Genomic DNA, 16,610 nt, shown 5'->3' with positions numbered 1-16,610 from the left:
ACCGCAGCCCGCGGACGGAGGGGCCGTCCCGCACCGCCGCCTCGTTCACCGCGCGACACCCCACACCGAGCGCCCCGGGACGGACATTTCCTCTCGACGCGTGACGGTTCTGGTTCACGATCCCCGAGGATCGCGAACCAGAACCGTCACGTCGCCGGTCAGGGAACGCTTCCCCCGCCGAAGGAGCGCGGCTGACGGCGCTCAGTCGATCGCGCGGAGCTCCAGCACGATCGCGGTCGCGGGTGCGAGCAGCGGGAGCCGTGCGCCGACGTCCTCGAGCACGGCGCCGGTCAGCTCCAGGTGTCCGCGCACGAGCCACTCCGGCGGCACCATGTCGAGCCCACGCGGCACAGCGAGGCCGGACACCGGAGCGAGCCGGTAGCGCCGCGACCGGTCGAGTCCGCGCACCCGGAGCGGCACCGGCAACGACCTCGGCCCCGTCTCCGTCCGCGCCACCCGCACGAGCGCCCGCGAACGGTCGGTGGCCACGACCGACGTCGCCACCGTCCCCGGGTCCCCGAGGTCCAGGTGCCGCAGCCGCCCGGAGTGCAGCAGCCCGCGCTCCCGTCGGTACAGCGCCGTCCAGGCCCGGAGCCGGTCGAGCTCCTCGGGCGACAGCTTCGTGATGTCGGTCTCGATGCCGGCCGAGCCGAACAACGACACCGCCATCCGGAAGTCCAGGTCGAGGTGCCGGCCCGTGGTGTGCGAGATCTCCGGCCCGACGTGCGAGCCGATCAGCTCGAGCGGGAGCAATGCCTCGGTCCAGCGCTGGATCGGCAGTCGCTCGAAGGCGTCGTTCGAGTCCGACGGCCACACCCGGTCGGTGCGCTCGAGCACGCCGAGGTCGATCCGGGCACCGCCGCTCGCGCACGCCTCGATCTCGAGCCACGGGTGCCGCGCACGCAGCTCGTCCATCAACGCGTACACGCCGCGGGTGTGCGCGTCGATGCCGGCGCGTCCCGCGTGCACCGCGTGCACGATGTCCCGGTTCTGGTCCCACTTCACGAAGTCGACGTGGTGCTCGCCGATCACGCGGGACATGCTCTCGAGCACGTGGTGCCGGGCCAGTGGGTTCGCCATGTCGAGCACGTACTGGTTCCGCCACGTGCGGACGTCGTCCTCGGGGCGCTGCAGCATCCACTCGGGGTGTGCCTCCGCCAGCTCGGACACCGGGCTGACCATCTCGGGCTCGAACCACAGCCCGAACTCCATGCCGAGGGCACGCACCCGGTCGACGAGCGGTGCCAGCCCGTCCGGCCACACCGTCGGGTCGACGCGCCAGTCCCCGAGCGAGGTCGAGTCCGACCGCCGGCCGAGGAACCACCCGTCGTCGAGCACGAACCGCTCGACGCCGATGTCCGCCGCCGTCTCCGCCAGCGCCACCAGGGGCTCGAGCTCCTGCCGGTAGTAGACGGCCTCCCACGTGTTGAGCACCACGGGCCGGGGTCGTCGCGGGTGCCCCGGACGGCTGCGCAACGAGTCGTGCAGGCGGTCGGACAGCCCGTCGATCCCGGTGTCGCTCCACACGAACACCGCATCCGGGGAAGCGAACGAGTCCCCCTCGCCGAGCACGACCTCGCCGGCGCGCAGCAGTTCTCCGGCACCGACCAGTGGTCGTGCCTCGGCGAGCTGGTCGTACCGGTACACGGAGTCCGCGCTCCAGGCCAGGTGCACCGCCCACAGCTCACCCTCGGCGTCCGAGAACCCGGGCGTCCCGAGCACGAGCAGCGTCGGCGAGTCGTGGCCCGTCCGCCCGCGACGACTCTCCCGCGCGTGGCTCCCGGCCGTCGCCGCCCGGCGCTGCGGTGTGCGCTCACGGGTCCACCGTCCGCCCAGGTCGAGCACCTCGGCGATCCGCTCCCCCACGGGCAGCGTCGCCTCGAGCGCCTGCACGTGCACGGGTTCGGCGTGCGTGTTCGTCACCGTGTGCCGCACGCGCAGCACCCCCGCGGTGTCGAGCGCGAACTCGCTCCGGAGCGCCAACGAGTCCGACTCGGCGGTCACGACGATCCGTTCGTCGTCACCGATCACCACCACGTCGCGCCACCGCGGCACGAGCGGCATCCCGTCCACGTGCCCGGCGATCCCCGGTCGGCCCTCCCACCCGTCGCGCTCGGTCGGCAGCACCGTGAGCGGCCACCGCGCGTCCAGCGCACTCGGCCCGAGCGGCCGGCCGAGTGCGAGCAGCAGATCGGCCGCGTCCTCCGGTGCGACGGGCCCGACGTCCCGACCCCAGTGCAGCACCTCGGGCAGCCCGTCCGCCGCGGACGCCAGCACCAGCGACACCCCGGCTGATCGCAGCACGTACACACGTCGATCGCGTGCACCGACGGCTGTCGACTCGCGCTCCACGACGGTCACGAGGCCCGCTCCTCGCGCAGCACGCGGACGCGTCCGGCCGGCACGATGGTGTCCGGCCCGTGGCCGGACCCGTCGAGCAGGTCCGTGCCGGACGCGACGACCGTGACGTCGTCAGCGCGGTGGTTGACGAGGAACAGGAAGGCGGAACCGTCGTCGCCGACGCGACGCACCGCCTCCAGGCCGGGAGGCCCGGTGACCGTCCGCAGGATCCCCCGCTCCGCGATCACCCCGTCCACGAGCCGTTGGATGCTGTCGTCCGCGAGCATCGCGGACACGTACCAGGCGCCGCCGCCGACGGCGCGGCGCGTGACGGCGGGCCGGCCCGCGAGCGGGCCGTCGGTGTACCGGAGCACGGACTCGGCGTCCTCGAGCACGACCGCTTCGGCCCAGTCGGTGACGACCTCGCCGTCGTCGAGGGTCCAGCGTTCGTCGCGCTGCAGCGGGGTGAACTCCTCGCTCCAGGCGCCGAGCACCTGGCGGAACGCTCCCGGGTACCCGCCGGTACGGATGCGCGCGGTCTCGTCGGCGACGCCGGACAGGTACGTGACGATCAAGCTGGCGCCGCGGTCCACCACGGCGGACAACCGCGCGGCGGTCACGTCGTCGACGATGAGCATCGTCGGCACGACGACCACGTCGTAGCCGTCCAGGTCGGCGTCGGCGGGGACCACGTCCGTCAGCACCTGCCGGTCGTGGAACGCGCGGTGCCAGGCGCGGAGCTCCCGGCCGTAGCGCAGGCCCCGGTGCGGCTTGAGCCCCGACTGCACGGCCCACCCGGAGGCCTCGTCCACGACGATCGCGACCCGGGCCGGCTCGACGCGGGTGCCCTGCACGGGTGCGAGGTCCTGCAGCGCCCGGCCGAGGGCGAGGACCTCGTGCCAGATGCGTGTGCGGGTGCCGGCGTGCGGGAGCATCGCCGAGTGGAACTGCTCCGCACCCGCGGTGGAGGCCCGCCACTGGAAGAACAGCGCCCCGTCGGACCCGTGCGCGACGTGCGCCAGGGCGTTCCGGACGAGCTCCGCGGGTTCCTTGGCGCGGTTGCGCTGCTGCCAGCTCGGGCCACCCGTCGAGTGCTCCATGAGCAGCCAGGGACGACGGTCCGCCGACATCCCGCGCATCCGGTCACCGGCCAGCGCGAGGTCCTGCTCGCGTCGGGCGTCGTCGACGAGCGTGTAGTGGTCGTTCGCGACGATCGCCACGTGCTTCGCCCACCCGGCGTAGTCGACGACCTGCGAGCCGGCGCCCACCATGAAGTTCGTGGTGACCGGCACGTCCGAGTGCTGCTCGATGACGGCCTTCTCGGCGTCGTACTGGCGGAGCAGCGCGTCGGAGGAGTACCGCTCGAAGTCCAGCGCGAGCCCGGGGTTCGGCGCGCCGCCCACCCCGCGCGGCGGCGAGACCTCGTCGAACGAGGTGTACGTGTGCCCCCAGAACGCCGTGCCGCAGGCGTCGTTCGCGGCCTCGACGTCGCCGTACTTCGCAACGAGCCAGTGCCGGAAGTCCGCTGCCGACTCCTCGCAGTAGCACCGGCCGTTGCCGCCGCCGAGCTCGTTGCTCACGTGCCAGAGCCGCACCGCCGGGTGTCGGCCGTACCGCTCGGCCAGCGCGTCGACCATGCGGAGCGCGTGCTCCCGGAACAGCTGGGAGGCCGGGCACCACCCGAGTCGCCCACCGGGACGTTCTCGCCGTTCCGTGGCGTCCACCGGCAGGATCTCCGGGTGCGCGGTCAGCAGCCAGTTCGGCGGGGCAGCGGTCGGCGTCGCGAGGTCCACCGCGATGCCGTTCTCGTGCAGCAGCGCGAGGACGTCGTCCAGCCACTCCCACGTGAAGTCCCCCGGCGACCGCTCGAGCAGTGCCCACGAGAACACCCCGACGGTGACCAGGTTCACCCCGGCCTCGCGCATGAGCCGGACGTCCTCGAGCCAGGTCTCCCGGGGCCACTGCTCGGGGCTGTAGTCGCCGCCGAACGACAGGCCGTCGGTCGGCCACGGGACGGTGGGGGCTGCGGTCACGGCATCTCCTTCGATGGTGTGGACCGCTCAAGCCTCCCGTCTGCGTCCGTGTTTGTCAACGTGTGTAACTAACGCGCCGAGACCTCTGCCTGATGCCTCGGCCGCTCACTCCCCCAGCAGCCGACGGATGGCGAGGACCGCCCCGGCGCGTGCCCACTCCGAGAACTCGAACGGCTGTACCTCCACCGTCACCGGCTCGGTGTACGGCGCCAGTGCGGCCCGCATCGACTCGTCCACGGTCGCCCGCGCCAGGTCGTACACGGGCAGCCCGTCGCCCGTCAGCACGATCGCCGAGGGGTCCGCGATGTGCACCGCGGTGGCGAGCAGGACCCCGAGGGCGCGGCCGGCATCCTCGAACGCTGCGAGGGCGCCCTCGTCGCCGTCCCGGGCGAGCTCGACCACCTGGTCGTAGGTCTTCCCCGCGTGGCCGGCGTTCCGCACGATGACCGGACTCGGCAGGTAGCTCGAGGCGCACCCGGCGTGACCGAGGCCACAGTCCGGACCGCCCCCGAGGACTGGAAGGTGCCCGATGCGCCCCAGTCGCCCGTGCTCCCCGGTGGAGACCTGCCCGTTCGCGATGAGCCCGAGGCCCAGGCCCTCACCGACCGTCACGAGCACCATCGACCCGCGACCGGCACCCGCACCGAACCAGTGCTCCTTCGCAGTGAGCGCGTGCACGTCGTTCGCGGTGAACGTGGCGATGCCCGTCCGCTCCTCGAGCATCCGGGCGAACGGCACCTCGTGCCACCCGAGGAACACCGACGCCGCGACGACGGACTCCCCCGCGCGCACCATGACGTCACCGGGCAGCGAGACCCCGATCGCGCAGATGTCTGGATGCGCAGCACGGAGTCGGCCGAGCACCGCCGTGATCTGCTCCGCGAGCGGCTCGGCGGCGGTGTCGTCGATCGCCTCTTCGTGCAGGGCGAGGACCCGTCCGCCCAGGTCCGTGACCGCGGCGTACAGGCGGTCCTTCGTGAGCTTGATGCCGAGGAACTCCCACTGCCCGCTGCTCACCTGCAGGAGCTCCGACGGGCGACCGGTGGCGCCGCGCACATCAGTGCCGACCTCGACCACGAGCCGCTGTGACACGAGGATGCGCATGGCCCGGGTGAGGCTCGCCCGCGAGAGCCCGAGTGACCGGGCGATCTCGGCGCGGGAGAGCACCCCGTGGATGAGGATCTCCCGCAGCGCCAGTCGGGAGCCATCGGGCAGGGCCGGCCAGGCTTCGGTCATCGTTCCTCCGTCGTCGGCTGATCCTACGGCCTCACCGGACCCCTTCGACAAGGACCCCAAACGGGCCGGGAACGCAGAAAACCCCTGACCACGAATGGTCAGGGGTTCCCTGGTTCTTCTACGTTAAGTCCGGCGGCGTCCTACTCTCCCACAAGGTCCCCCTTGCAGTACCATCGGCGCTGAGAGGCTTAGCTTCCGGGTTCGGAATGTGACCGGGCGTTTCCCTCTCGCTATGACCACCGGAACACCTTCGACCATGATCTGGTCTCAAAGCTGTCCCAGCTGCTGCCCTCCGTGAAGAGGGCAGAGCGGTGTATTCAGTTTCGATTCCCGATCGTCTGTCGGGAACCACAAAGTGGACGCGAGCCCGTGCAACAAGTGCACGGAAATCAGTGTGTTATCAAGTCTTCGGCTTATTAGTACCGGTCAGCTCCACGGGTCGTTAGTCCCCGCTTCCACATCCGGCCTATCAACCCAGTAGTCTGCTGGGAGCCTCTCACACTCAAGGTGCATGGAAATCTCATCTCGAAGACGGCTTCCCGCTTAGATGCTTTCAGCGGTTATCCGGTCCGAACGTAGCTAATCAGCGGTGCCCTTGGCAGAACAACTGACACACCAGAGGTTCGTCCATCCCGGTCCTCTCGTACTAGGGATAGATCTTCTCAAATTTCCAACGCGCGCAGCGGATAGGGACCGAACTGTCTCACGACGTTCTAAACCCAGCTCGCGTACCGCTTTAATGGGCGAACAGCCCAACCCTTGGGACCTACTCCAGCCCCAGGATGCGACGAGCCGACATCGAGGTGCCAAACCATGCCGTCGATATGGACTCTTGGGCAAGATCAGCCTGTTATCCCCGAGGTACCTTTTATCCGTTGAGCGACAGCGCTTCCACAAGCCACTGCCGGATCACTAGTCCCGACTTTCGTCCCTGCTCGACCTGTCAGTCTCACAGTCAAGCTCCCTTGTGCACTTACACTCGCCACCTGATTGCCAACCAGGTTGAGGGAACCTTTGGGCGCCTCCGTTACTCTTTGGGAGGCAACCGCCCCAGTTAAACTACCCATCAGGCACTGTCCATGAACCCGATCAGGGTCCTACGTTAGACATCCAAAGTGACCAGAGTGGTATTTCAACAATGACTCCACGAACACTAGCGTGCCCGCTTCACAGTCTCCCACCTATCCTACACAAGCCACTCCGAACACCAATACCAAACTGTAGTAAAGGTCACGGGGTCTTTCCGTCCTGCTGCGCGTAACGAGCATCTTTACTCGTAGTGCAATTTCGCCGAGTTCGCGGTTGAGACAGCTGGGAAGTCGTTACGCCATTCGTGCAGGTCGGAACTTACCCGACAAGGAATTTCGCTACCTTAGGATGGTTATAGTTACCACCGCCGTTTACTGGGGCTTAAATTCAGAGCTTCGCCCAAAGGCTAACCCTTCCTCTTAACCTTCCAGCACCGGGCAGGCGTCAGTCCGTATACATCGTCTTGCGACTTCGCACGGACCTGTGTTTTTAGTAAACAGTCGCTTCCCACTGGTCTCTGCGGCCTTCAACGCTCACGGAGTAAATCCGGTCACGTGTCCGGCCCCCCTTCTCCCGAAGTTACGGGGGCATTTTGCCGAGTTCCTTAACCACGATTCTCTCGATCTCCTTGGTATTCTCTACCTGACCACCTGAGTCGGTTTCGGGTACGGGCGGCTGCAACCTCGCGTCGATGCTTTTCTCGGCAGCATAGGATCACTGATTTCCCCTTACGGGTACGCGTCGGATCTCAGGCACACAGACGACGGATTTGCCTATCGTCAGCCCTACATCCTTACACCAGGTTCACCTTACGGATACCATCGCCTGGCTCAGCTACCTTCCTGCGTCACACCTGTTCATACGCTAACCGCACCAGCATGGGGTCGAGCGTTAGACCGGCCACCATCACCCCGAAGGGATCCGGTTGTACCGGGTTAGGACTCTTAGCACCACTGGATTAGCTTGGGCGGTTGTTCGCCGGTACGGGAATATCAACCCGTTGTCCATCGACTACGCCTGTCGGCCTCGCCTTAGGTCCCGACTTACCCAGGGCGGATTAACCTGGCCCTGGAACCCTTGGTCTTTCGGAGGACGGGTTTCTCACCCGTCTTTCGCTACTCATGCCTGCATTCTCACTCGTGTAGCGTCCACGGCTGGATCACTCCGCCGCTTCACTCGCCACACGACGCTCTCCTACCACTCCGCACGACTGAACCACGAAGGCTTGTCTATAGTGCGAAATCTACAACTTCGGTGGTGTGCTTGAGCCCCGTTACATTGTCGGCGCGGAATCACTTGACCAGTGAGCTATTACGCACTCTTTCAAGGGTGGCTGCTTCTAAGCCAACCTCCTGGTTGTCTGTGCAACTCCACATCCTTTCCCACTTAGCACACGCTTAGGGACCTTAGTTGGTAGTCTGGGTTGTTTCCCTCTCGACGATGAAGCTTATCCCCCACCGTCTCACTGCTGCGCTCTCACTCACCGGCATTCGGAGTTTGGCTGACGTCAGTAACCTGTTGAGGCCCATCGGCCATCCAGTAGCTCTACCTCCGGCGAGAAACACGCAACGCTGCACCTAAATGCATTTCGGAGAGAACCAGCTATCACGAAGTTTGATTGGCCTTTCACCCCTATCCACAGCTCATCCCCTCCATTTTCAACTGAAGTGGGTTCGGTCCTCCACGACGTCTTACCGTCGCTTCAACCTGGCCATGGATAGATCACTTCGCTTCGGGTCTAGAACATGCGACTCAAACGCCCTATTCAGACTCGCTTTCGCTACGGCTGCCCCTCACGGGTTAACCTCGCCACATATCACTAACTCGCAGGCTCATTCTTCAAAAGGCACGCCGTCACCCCTACTAAGGAGGCTCCGACGGTTTGTAAGCAAACGGTTTCAGGTACTATTTCACTCCCCTCCCGGGGTACTTTTCACCTTTCCCTCACGGTACTTGTCCGCTATCGGTCATCTGGGAGTATTTAGGCTTATCAGGTGGTCCTGACAGATTCACACGGGATTTCTCGGGCCCCGTGCTACTTGGGATACACATCCGGCCATAACACCATTTCGTCTACGGGGCTGGCACCCACTACGGCCCGGCTTTCAAACCGGTTCGACTATGATGCGCTGTAACCGTCCCAGTCCGGCAGAACTGAGTGACGTGTCCCACAACCCCGACCATGCAACGCCCGCCGGCTATCACACATGATCGGTTTAGCCTCATCCGCTTTCGCTCGCCACTACTCACGGAATCACATGTTGTTTTCTCTTCCTGTGGGTACTGAGATGTTTCACTTCCCCACGTTCCCTCTACCCGCCCTATATATTCAGGCGGGAGTCACCAGGTCGCAAAAGCGCCTGGCGGGGTTTCCCCATTCGGAAATCCTCGGATCACAGCTCGATTATCAGCTCCCCGAGGCTTATCGCAGATTTCTACGTCCTTCATCGGCTCCAGATGCCAAGGCATCCACCGTTTGCTCTTAGAAACTTGACCACAAAGATTAAAATTGCGATCCAACGTCACACCACACCAACCCGAAGGCTGATCATGGATGACGCGAATCAAAGATGCTCGCGTCCACTGTGTAGTTCTCAACATACGATCGGCACCAGCACTCCCCCACCACAACGGTAGGTTCACCCTGGCCCGACGAAGGACCCGTAGGCCCAACCCCCACCATCACTCACGTGACAGTAGGAAGCCTGGTCCCTCAGGACCCAACAACGTGCACCAGCCAGCAGCTCCACCCACGACCCGTCCCAACCCTGCAAGCAGAGCGTACTGAGGTCGGAAGCATCACTCCCAACTGCACTGTCAATGTTCCACCCATGAGCTACCCGTCGGACACGTTCGGTCCGAAACAGGCGCCTGGACCAGCAACCAACCACCCCTAATGGGCGACCAGCACTGACCAGATGCTCCTTAGAAAGGAGGTGATCCAGCCGCACCTTCCGGTACGGCTACCTTGTTACGACTTAGTCCTAATCACCGATCCCACCTTCGACGGCTCCTTCCACAAGGGTTAGGCCACCGGCTTCGGGTGTTACCGACTTTCATGACTTGACGGGCGGTGTGTACAAGGCCCGGGAACGTATTCACCGCAGCGTTGCTGATCTGCGATTACTAGCGACTCCGACTTCATGAGGTCGAGTTGCAGACCTCAATCCGAACTGAGACCGGCTTTTTGGGATTCGCTCCACCTTACGGTATCGCAGCCCTTTGTACCGGCCATTGTAGCATGCGTGAAGCCCAAGACATAAGGGGCATGATGATTTGACGTCATCCCCACCTTCCTCCGAGTTGACCCCGGCAGTCTCCTATGAGTCCCCGGCATAACCCGCTGGCAACATAGAACGAGGGTTGCGCTCGTTGCGGGACTTAACCCAACATCTCACGACACGAGCTGACGACAACCATGCACCACCTGTACACCGACCACAAGGGGGCGACCATCTCTGGCCGTTTCCGGTGTATGTCAAGCCTTGGTAAGGTTCTTCGCGTTGCATCGAATTAATCCGCATGCTCCGCCGCTTGTGCGGGCCCCCGTCAATTCCTTTGAGTTTTAGCCTTGCGGCCGTACTCCCCAGGCGGGGCGCTTAATGCGTTAGCTACGACACAGAAACCGTGGAAAGGTCCCTACATCTAGCGCCCAACGTTTACGGCATGGACTACCAGGGTATCTAATCCTGTTCGCTCCCCATGCTTTCGCTCCTCAGCGTCAGTTACGGCCCAGAGATCTGCCTTCGCCATCGGTGTTCCTCCTGATATCTGCGCATTCCACCGCTACACCAGGAATTCCAATCTCCCCTACCGCACTCTAGTCTGCCCGTACCCACTGCAAGCCCGAGGTTGAGCCTCGGGATTTCACAGCAGACGCGACAAACCGCCTACGAGCTCTTTACGCCCAATAATTCCGGACAACGCTTGCACCCTACGTATTACCGCGGCTGCTGGCACGTAGTTAGCCGGTGCTTTTTCTGCAGGTACCGTCACTTTCGCTTCTTCCCTACTAAAAGAGGTTTACAACCCGAAGGCCGTCATCCCTCACGCGGCGTTGCTGCATCAGGCTTTCGCCCATTGTGCAATATTCCCCACTGCTGCCTCCCGTAGGAGTCTGGGCCGTGTCTCAGTCCCAGTGTGGCCGGTCACCCTCTCAGGCCGGCTACCCGTCGTCGCCTTGGTGAGCCATTACCTCACCAACAAGCTGATAGGCCGCGAGTCCATCCCCAACCAAAAAATCTTTCCACCACCAGACCATGCGGCCAGTGATCATATCCAGTATTAGACGTCGTTTCCAACGCTTATCCCAGAGTCAGGGGCAGGTTACTCACGTGTTACTCACCCGTTCGCCACTAATCCACCCAGCAAGCTGGGCATCATCGTTCGACTTGCATGTGTTAAGCACGCCGCCAGCGTTCGTCCTGAGCCAGGATCAAACTCTCCGTAAAAAAATACAGACCCAACACCCGAAGGCATCAGACCGAGTTGATTCTGACTGTTGACTGTCTACTGACAATCTTCAATCCAAAAGGAATTGCTTCATGACCCAGTCAGCAAGCCGACCAGGCACGAGGTCAATCAATAAATTGGCATTGACAATGTGCACGCTGTTGAGTTCTCAAGGACCAGACGCACTCCCCGCTCGACCCCGAAAGGTTCCGCCAGAGAGGCATTCGTCTTGTTCCACCGTCAGACACGTCGAATCACTTCGACTTCTTCGGGGGGATGTTGCCTGAGCGGGACCCCGTCCGGACTGCGCATCCAGGACTTGCACCCTGTGACCGTCTCGGCCGTTCCGTTCTCCGCCTCAGCGGCAACGAGTGATTACTTTACACACGCCCCGGGGGCCCTGCCAACCGTCGTCCCTCCCGGGCGTGTCGCAGCTGGGTGAACGGCACGTGTCCCCCGGGTTTCCGGGGATCGAAGGGGGGTGAGCGCGACCCCTGGAACGACGGAAGGCACGGTGCGAACCCGCACCGTGCCTCCCGAACGAACAGGACCGACCTACTCGGCCGCGGCCAACTGGCCGCACGCCCCGTCGATCTCCTTGCCGCGGGTGTCGCGCAGGGTCGTCGGGATGCCGGCGGCGTTGAGTCGGCGGACGAACTCGTCCTGCACGTGCACCTCGGACGAGGTCCACACCGAGCCCGGCGTCGGGTTGAGCGGGATCGGGTTGACGTGCACCCACCCCTTGCCGCGCTTGTTGAGCTTCTCGGCGAGCAGGTCGGCTCTCCAGGCGTGGTCGTTCATGTCCTTGATGAGCGCGTACTCGATCGAGACACGACGGCCCGTCTTGACGTAGTAGTTGTGCGCGGCGTCGATCGCCTCGTCGGCCTTCCAGCGCGAGTTCACCGGGATGAGCTCGTCGCGGAGCTCGTCGTCGGGTGCGTGCAGGGACAACGCGAAGGTGAGCGGGATCCCTTCGTCCGCGAGCTTGATCATCGCCGGCACGAGTCCGACGGTCGACACCGTGATGCCGCGGGCACTCATGCCGAGACCGTTCGGCTGCGGCGCGACCATCAACCGCACGGCGTCCATCACCCGCTTGTAGTTCGCGAGCGGCTCCCCCATGCCCATGAACACGATGTTCGTCACGCGCTCGGCGTCGACGCGGTCGTTGCCGCCCTTGCGGGGATCACCCCCGAGCTCACCAGCGGCGATCGCGGCGTTGGCCCGGACGATCTGCTCGATGATCTCGGCGGTGGACATGTTGCGGGTCAGCCCCGCCTGGCCGGTGGCGCAGAACGGGCAGTTCATGCCGCACCCGGCCTGGGACGAGACGCACAGGGTGATGCGGCCCGGGTAGCGCATGAGGACCGACTCGACCAGGGCGCCGTCGTGCAGCTTCCAGAGGAACTTGATCGTGTCGCCGTTGTCCGTCGCCAGCCGCCGGGTCTCGGTGAGGAGCGGCGGCAGCATCCCGGCGACGAGCTGCTCCCGCTGGGCGGCGGGCAGGTCGGTCATCTTGGCCGGGTCGGACGTGTAGTGCTGGAAGTAGTGGGTCGCGAGCTGCTTGGCGCGGAACCCGGGCAGGCCGAGTTCCTTCACGCGGGCCTCGCGTTCCTCGGCCGTCAGGTCGGCCAGGTGCACGGGCGGCTTGCCACGCTTCGGGGACGCGAACTGCAGCAGCGGGCGACCGTCGGTGTCGGTGGCCTGCTTCCAGCCCTCGGTGCGCGGGCGCACCTGCGGACGAGCAGACTGCTGCTGTTCGAACGGGGTGCGGGTGTCGGAAGCCATCACTCCAGGATACGGGAGGCCCGTGATCGGTGGGGACGCCCCGTCCGGGTGGTCCTGGTGGTCACCACCAGGGCCGCGCCACGGCTGGTCGGGTCAGCTGCCGGCGGGCAGGACACGCGCGAAGTGGTGCGCCGCCGAGTACATCGGGACGATGTCGACGACCTCGCCCGGGTGCGGTGCCTGCAGGACGAGTCCCTGGCCGAGGTACAGGCCGACGTGGTCCTCGTCGTCGTACACGACGAGGTCGCCCGGCAGTGCCTCGGACTCGGGGATCGTGGTGGCGACGGCGTCCTGCGTCGGCACGTAGTGCACGAGCTGGATCCCCACGGCCTGGTACGCGACCATAGTGAGCCCGGAGCAGTCGATGCCCTCGTGGCTCGCTCCGCCTTCGACGTACGGGTCCCCCATGTACTGCAGGGCGGTCTGCACGATCGTGGCCCGGTCGCCGCCGGCCGAGAGTGCGGCGGACAACGCGGACTGTGCCTGCGCGGTCGTCACCCCGAAGCGGAGGTCGAGCGTCGGGTACGACACGATCGTCGTCGTGGTGGTCATGCCGTCGGTGGAGACCACGGGGACCTGGACGTCGTGCGCCACCGTGAAGGTCTGGGCGGCCTGCGCCGTGGTCGTGCCCGAGCGGGTGTCCGCGGGCAGGGTGTCGGCGTTCGCGGGCAGGGCGAGCGTCAGGCTCGAGGTCACTGCGATCGCGGGGGCGAGCAGGATCGCGGCACGCTTCGCGTTCGCGGAACGACGGATGTGCCGCGGGTCGACGGCGCGCTCGGCACGCAGGGTGGCGGTCCGGCTCAGCACCGCACTGCCGGCCGACGACGCGACGGGGGCGGGACGCGGCTGCATCCGCACGGTCCGGGCCGGCTTCGGGTGCTCGACGAAGGTGGAGCGGGCGGCCGCGGGGCCGAGGGCCGAGCGGCGACCACGGGGACGGGACTGCTGCGTGTCCGGCGTCAGCGGCGCGGGGTCGACCGCGGGGTGCGTGTGCGTTCGCGCGGGCTGACGGTCGTCGGCTGCTGCAGGCAGGGTGTGGCGTCCCATGGGTCCTTCCGGGTCGGGACCACTCGGCGGTCCGGAAAGTAACGTATTGGTCACGACGGTGCTCGCGGCTGGGCAGCGCCGGAGTGTTCCTGCGGCTGGTCACAGGAACGAGCACCGCTCGCAGGCCACTCCGACGGCACGCACCGGCGTTCCGGAGCCGGCCCGCGGCGGTGGACCCGGGCTCAGACCGGCGTGACCCGCATGACGGCGGCGATCCGGGCCTCCCGGTCGGCGGCCAGGCGGTCGAGGCGAGCCGACAGCGCGACGACCGATGCGTCCACCGGGCTGTCCCCCGAGATGTCCCCCGGGATCGGGACACCGGCGCGCACCGCGAGTGGCAGGACGCCCGCCCAGACGGAGTGGTCCTCGCCGTCGGCCGGGTCCTCGCCGACACCGTGGGCGCGGACCTTGACGCTCGCGCGGTCGAGGGGCAGCTGGAGGACCTGGGTGGCGCGGACCTCCTTCGCGGTCATCTCGCGCACCTCGGCTCGGCGGCCCGGCATGAGGTGGTCGGCCACCTGCCAGAGGGCTTCGGCGCGGAGGTCGGTCGGCACCACGGTCGCGCGCCCGGCGATCATCGCGCTGCGGTAGTTCGCCGAGCTGTCGTTGGTCGAGCGTGCGAAGACGAGGCCGTCCAGGTGGGTGACGGTGGCGGCGACCGGGACGCCCTCGGCGCCGGCGTCGAGGAACAGACCGCCACCGGTCGAGCCGTGCAGCAGCAGGACGGGACCGTCGCCGAGGTCCCCGACGGCGCAGAGGAACGGCAGGACGACGGGGTGGCCGCCGCGGACGATGCCGACGTGGGCGAGGTGGGCCTCGGCGAGGATCGCGCGCAGGACGGCGGGGTCGTCGGACTGGCGGTCGCGCAGGCGGCGGACGCGGAGCGAGGGGTCGTCGGCGGTCGGTTCTGGTTCGGGGCTCGAGGTGGGCATGTCGTCACGCTAGGGTCACCAGTGGTCCGGCGCCTGGACCAGATCGGGGCGATCACGGTGGACCAGTCGAGCAAGGTGTCCGGTGTGGTGGCACGGGTGCGTGGGATGGTGCACGACGGCACCCTGCGCGAGGGCGATCCGTTGCCGTCGACGCGGGCGCTGGCGGCGGAGCTCGGGGTGGCCCGGGGCACGGTCGTCGCGGCGTACGAGCAGCTCGACGGCGAGGGGTACCTGCGGACGCGGCACGGTGCCCTCGCCCGGGTCGCGGCGAGTGTGACGGTGGACGCGGGCATGACGCCGGATTCGGCTCCGGTCGGCGCCCGCTCCCCCGATCCGGACGGTCCGGACCCGACGTCCTCGCTCATCGACTGCCGTCCGGGCATCCCCGCCGTCACCGCCATCCCGCAGCGGGACTGGCGGGCAGCCTGGCACGCAGCGGCGTCGGCACCGCTCCGGAACGCGATCGCGGACCCGCTCGGCTCCCCCGACCTGCGCGCACAGGTCGTCGCCCAGCTCGGCCTGACCCGCGGGTTCACGACGTCGGTCGACCGGGTGCTCGTGACCGCGGGGACCTCGGAGGCGCTGTCGCTCGTCACCGAGGCGCTGCGGGGGCTGCTGGGTCGCGCTCCCGTCGTCGCCGTCGAGGACCCCGGCTACCGCACCGGACACCGTGCGGTCACGAGTGCGGGCGGGTCCCTGGTGGGCGTCCCGGTCGGCGAGGACGGCCTCGACCTCGACGCACTCGAGGCCGCCGGACCGGTCGACGCCGTCCTGGTCAGCCCGACCCACCAGTACCCGCTCGGATCGGTGATGCCCGTCGCCCGGCGCCGGCGGCTCCTCGCCTGGGCCGCCAGCACCGGCACCGTGGTGGTGGAGGACGACTACGACTCCGAGTTCCGGCACCGCGGCACGCCCGTGCCCGCGCTGGCCGCACTCGACGCCGAGGGCGTGGTGCTGCACGTCGGCGGCTTCTCGAAGACCCTCGACCCCCGGCTGCGCTGCGCGTACGTCGTGCTGCCGATGGTCGCAGCGACCGGTTCCCCGGTGACGGAGGCGGTGCTCGCCGCTCGTCGGGCTCGGGGCGCGGTCGTCGCCGAACCGGTGCAGGCCGCGCTCGTGCACCTGCTGCGGACGGGTGCGCTGCGGCGACACCTGGGTCGGGTCCGGCGGGACTACACGCACCGCCGGGCCCGGATTGCGGCTCGGCTCGGCGGCGTCGCCGGCCTGGAGGCTCGTGCTCTGAACGGCGGGCTGCACGCGGTGGTCACGTGGTCGGGTCCGACCACCGGGGCGGAGATCACGCGTCGGCTGGCGGACGCCGGGGTGCTCGTGGCGTCGCTCGAGGAGTACGGGCTCGCTCCCGGCAGCACGCCGCCGGGCATCGTGTTCGGCTACGGCGCCGTGACGATGCCGGAGCTCGACCGGGCGCTCGACGCGCTGGTGGCAGCCGTCGCGCAGGGCTGACCGTGCGCCCGACGCGGCCTCTGGCCAGTCCGCGTCAGCGGGAGTCTGCGGTGCCGTTCTTCCGGGCGTTCACGAGGTCGGCGAGCGAGGGTTCTCCGGCGTCGCCGGGCAGTGCGTGTCCGCGACGGGCGGCCTTGCGGACCTGTCGGTAGGTGGTGACGTGCAGGGGGTCCACGCCGTCGGCGGACTCGTAGTTCGACGGGGCGGTGGTGGTGGGTGATTCGGTCATCGCGACGGACGGTACGCGTGCCGGGAGCCGCGGAACCACGTGCTGCGTTCCGCGGCCAAA

Annotated in this window: 8 protein-coding genes and 3 rRNA genes; 1 reads left to right on the top strand and 10 read right to left on the bottom strand. The window is 67.0% G+C overall.

Annotation, left to right across the window (positions count from 1 at the left end; genetic code table 11):
• Positions 1-201: 201 nt before the first annotated feature.
• The 9 genes from DEJ29_RS06680 to DEJ29_RS06640 all read right to left on the bottom strand — a co-directional run bounded on the left by DEJ29_RS06680 (position 202) and on the right by DEJ29_RS06640 (position 14,857).
• Positions 202-2,361 (bottom strand): alpha-galactosidase, encoded by a 2,160-nt coding sequence (locus DEJ29_RS06680; RefSeq protein WP_258376042.1) that lies wholly within the window; start codon positions 2,359-2,361, stop codon positions 202-204.
• A complete protein-coding gene (locus DEJ29_RS06675; RefSeq protein WP_111096099.1) occupies positions 2,358-4,373 on the bottom strand; it encodes a beta-galactosidase in 2,016 nt (671 codons plus the stop codon). The genes DEJ29_RS06680 and DEJ29_RS06675 overlap by 4 nt, the downstream gene beginning before the upstream one ends.
• A gap of 105 nt (positions 4,374-4,478) precedes the next feature.
• Positions 4,479-5,609 (bottom strand): ROK family transcriptional regulator, encoded by a 1,131-nt coding sequence (locus DEJ29_RS06670; RefSeq protein ID WP_111096100.1) that lies wholly within the window; start codon positions 5,607-5,609, stop codon positions 4,479-4,481.
• 127 nt (positions 5,610-5,736) lie between these two features.
• Positions 5,737-5,853, bottom strand: a 5S ribosomal RNA gene (gene rrf, locus DEJ29_RS06665).
• A gap of 152 nt (positions 5,854-6,005) precedes the next feature.
• Positions 6,006-9,134, bottom strand: a 23S ribosomal RNA gene (locus tag DEJ29_RS06660).
• 433 nt (positions 9,135-9,567) lie between these two features.
• Positions 9,568-11,089, bottom strand: a 16S ribosomal RNA gene (locus tag DEJ29_RS06655).
• The 16S, 23S and 5S rRNA genes sit together here, the layout of an rRNA operon.
• A 556-nt stretch (positions 11,090-11,645) precedes the next feature.
• A complete protein-coding gene (gene rlmN, locus DEJ29_RS06650; protein ID WP_017885785.1) occupies positions 11,646-12,878 on the bottom strand; it encodes a dual-specificity RNA methyltransferase RlmN in 1,233 nt (410 codons plus the stop codon).
• Positions 12,879-12,971: 93 nt separating this feature from the next.
• Entirely contained in the window at positions 12,972-13,925 is a 954-nt protein-coding gene (locus DEJ29_RS06645) for a C40 family peptidase (protein WP_110865562.1), read from the bottom strand.
• 182 nt (positions 13,926-14,107) lie between these two features.
• Positions 14,108-14,857 carry a pyridoxamine 5'-phosphate oxidase family protein gene (locus DEJ29_RS06640; RefSeq protein ID WP_111096001.1) on the bottom strand — a complete coding sequence of 250 codons (750 nt, stop codon included), beginning with the start codon at positions 14,855-14,857 and terminating at the stop codon, positions 14,108-14,110.
• A gap of 21 nt (positions 14,858-14,878) precedes the next feature.
• On the opposite strand from DEJ29_RS06640, the gene pdxR reads away from it, so the two are divergent.
• On the top strand, positions 14,879-16,321 hold the full coding sequence (pdxR, locus tag DEJ29_RS06635; RefSeq protein WP_111096000.1) for a MocR-like pyridoxine biosynthesis transcription factor PdxR: 1,443 nt from the start codon (positions 14,879-14,881) through the stop codon (positions 16,319-16,321).
• 34 nt (positions 16,322-16,355) lie between these two features.
• Here pdxR and DEJ29_RS06630 read toward each other — a convergent pair whose 3' ends face one another.
• Complete coding sequence (locus DEJ29_RS06630) at positions 16,356-16,550, bottom strand: hypothetical protein (protein WP_071406076.1); 195 nt, start codon at positions 16,548-16,550, stop codon at positions 16,356-16,358.
• Positions 16,551-16,610 lie beyond the last annotated feature (60 nt).

It is taken from the genome of Curtobacterium sp. MCPF17_021, assembly GCF_003234605.2.
GTDB classification, from domain to species: Bacteria; Actinomycetota; Actinomycetes; order Actinomycetales; family Microbacteriaceae; genus Curtobacterium; species Curtobacterium flaccumfaciens.
Note: the sequence above shows the minus strand (reverse complement) of the source record. Positions and strands in the feature narration are given on the sequence as shown.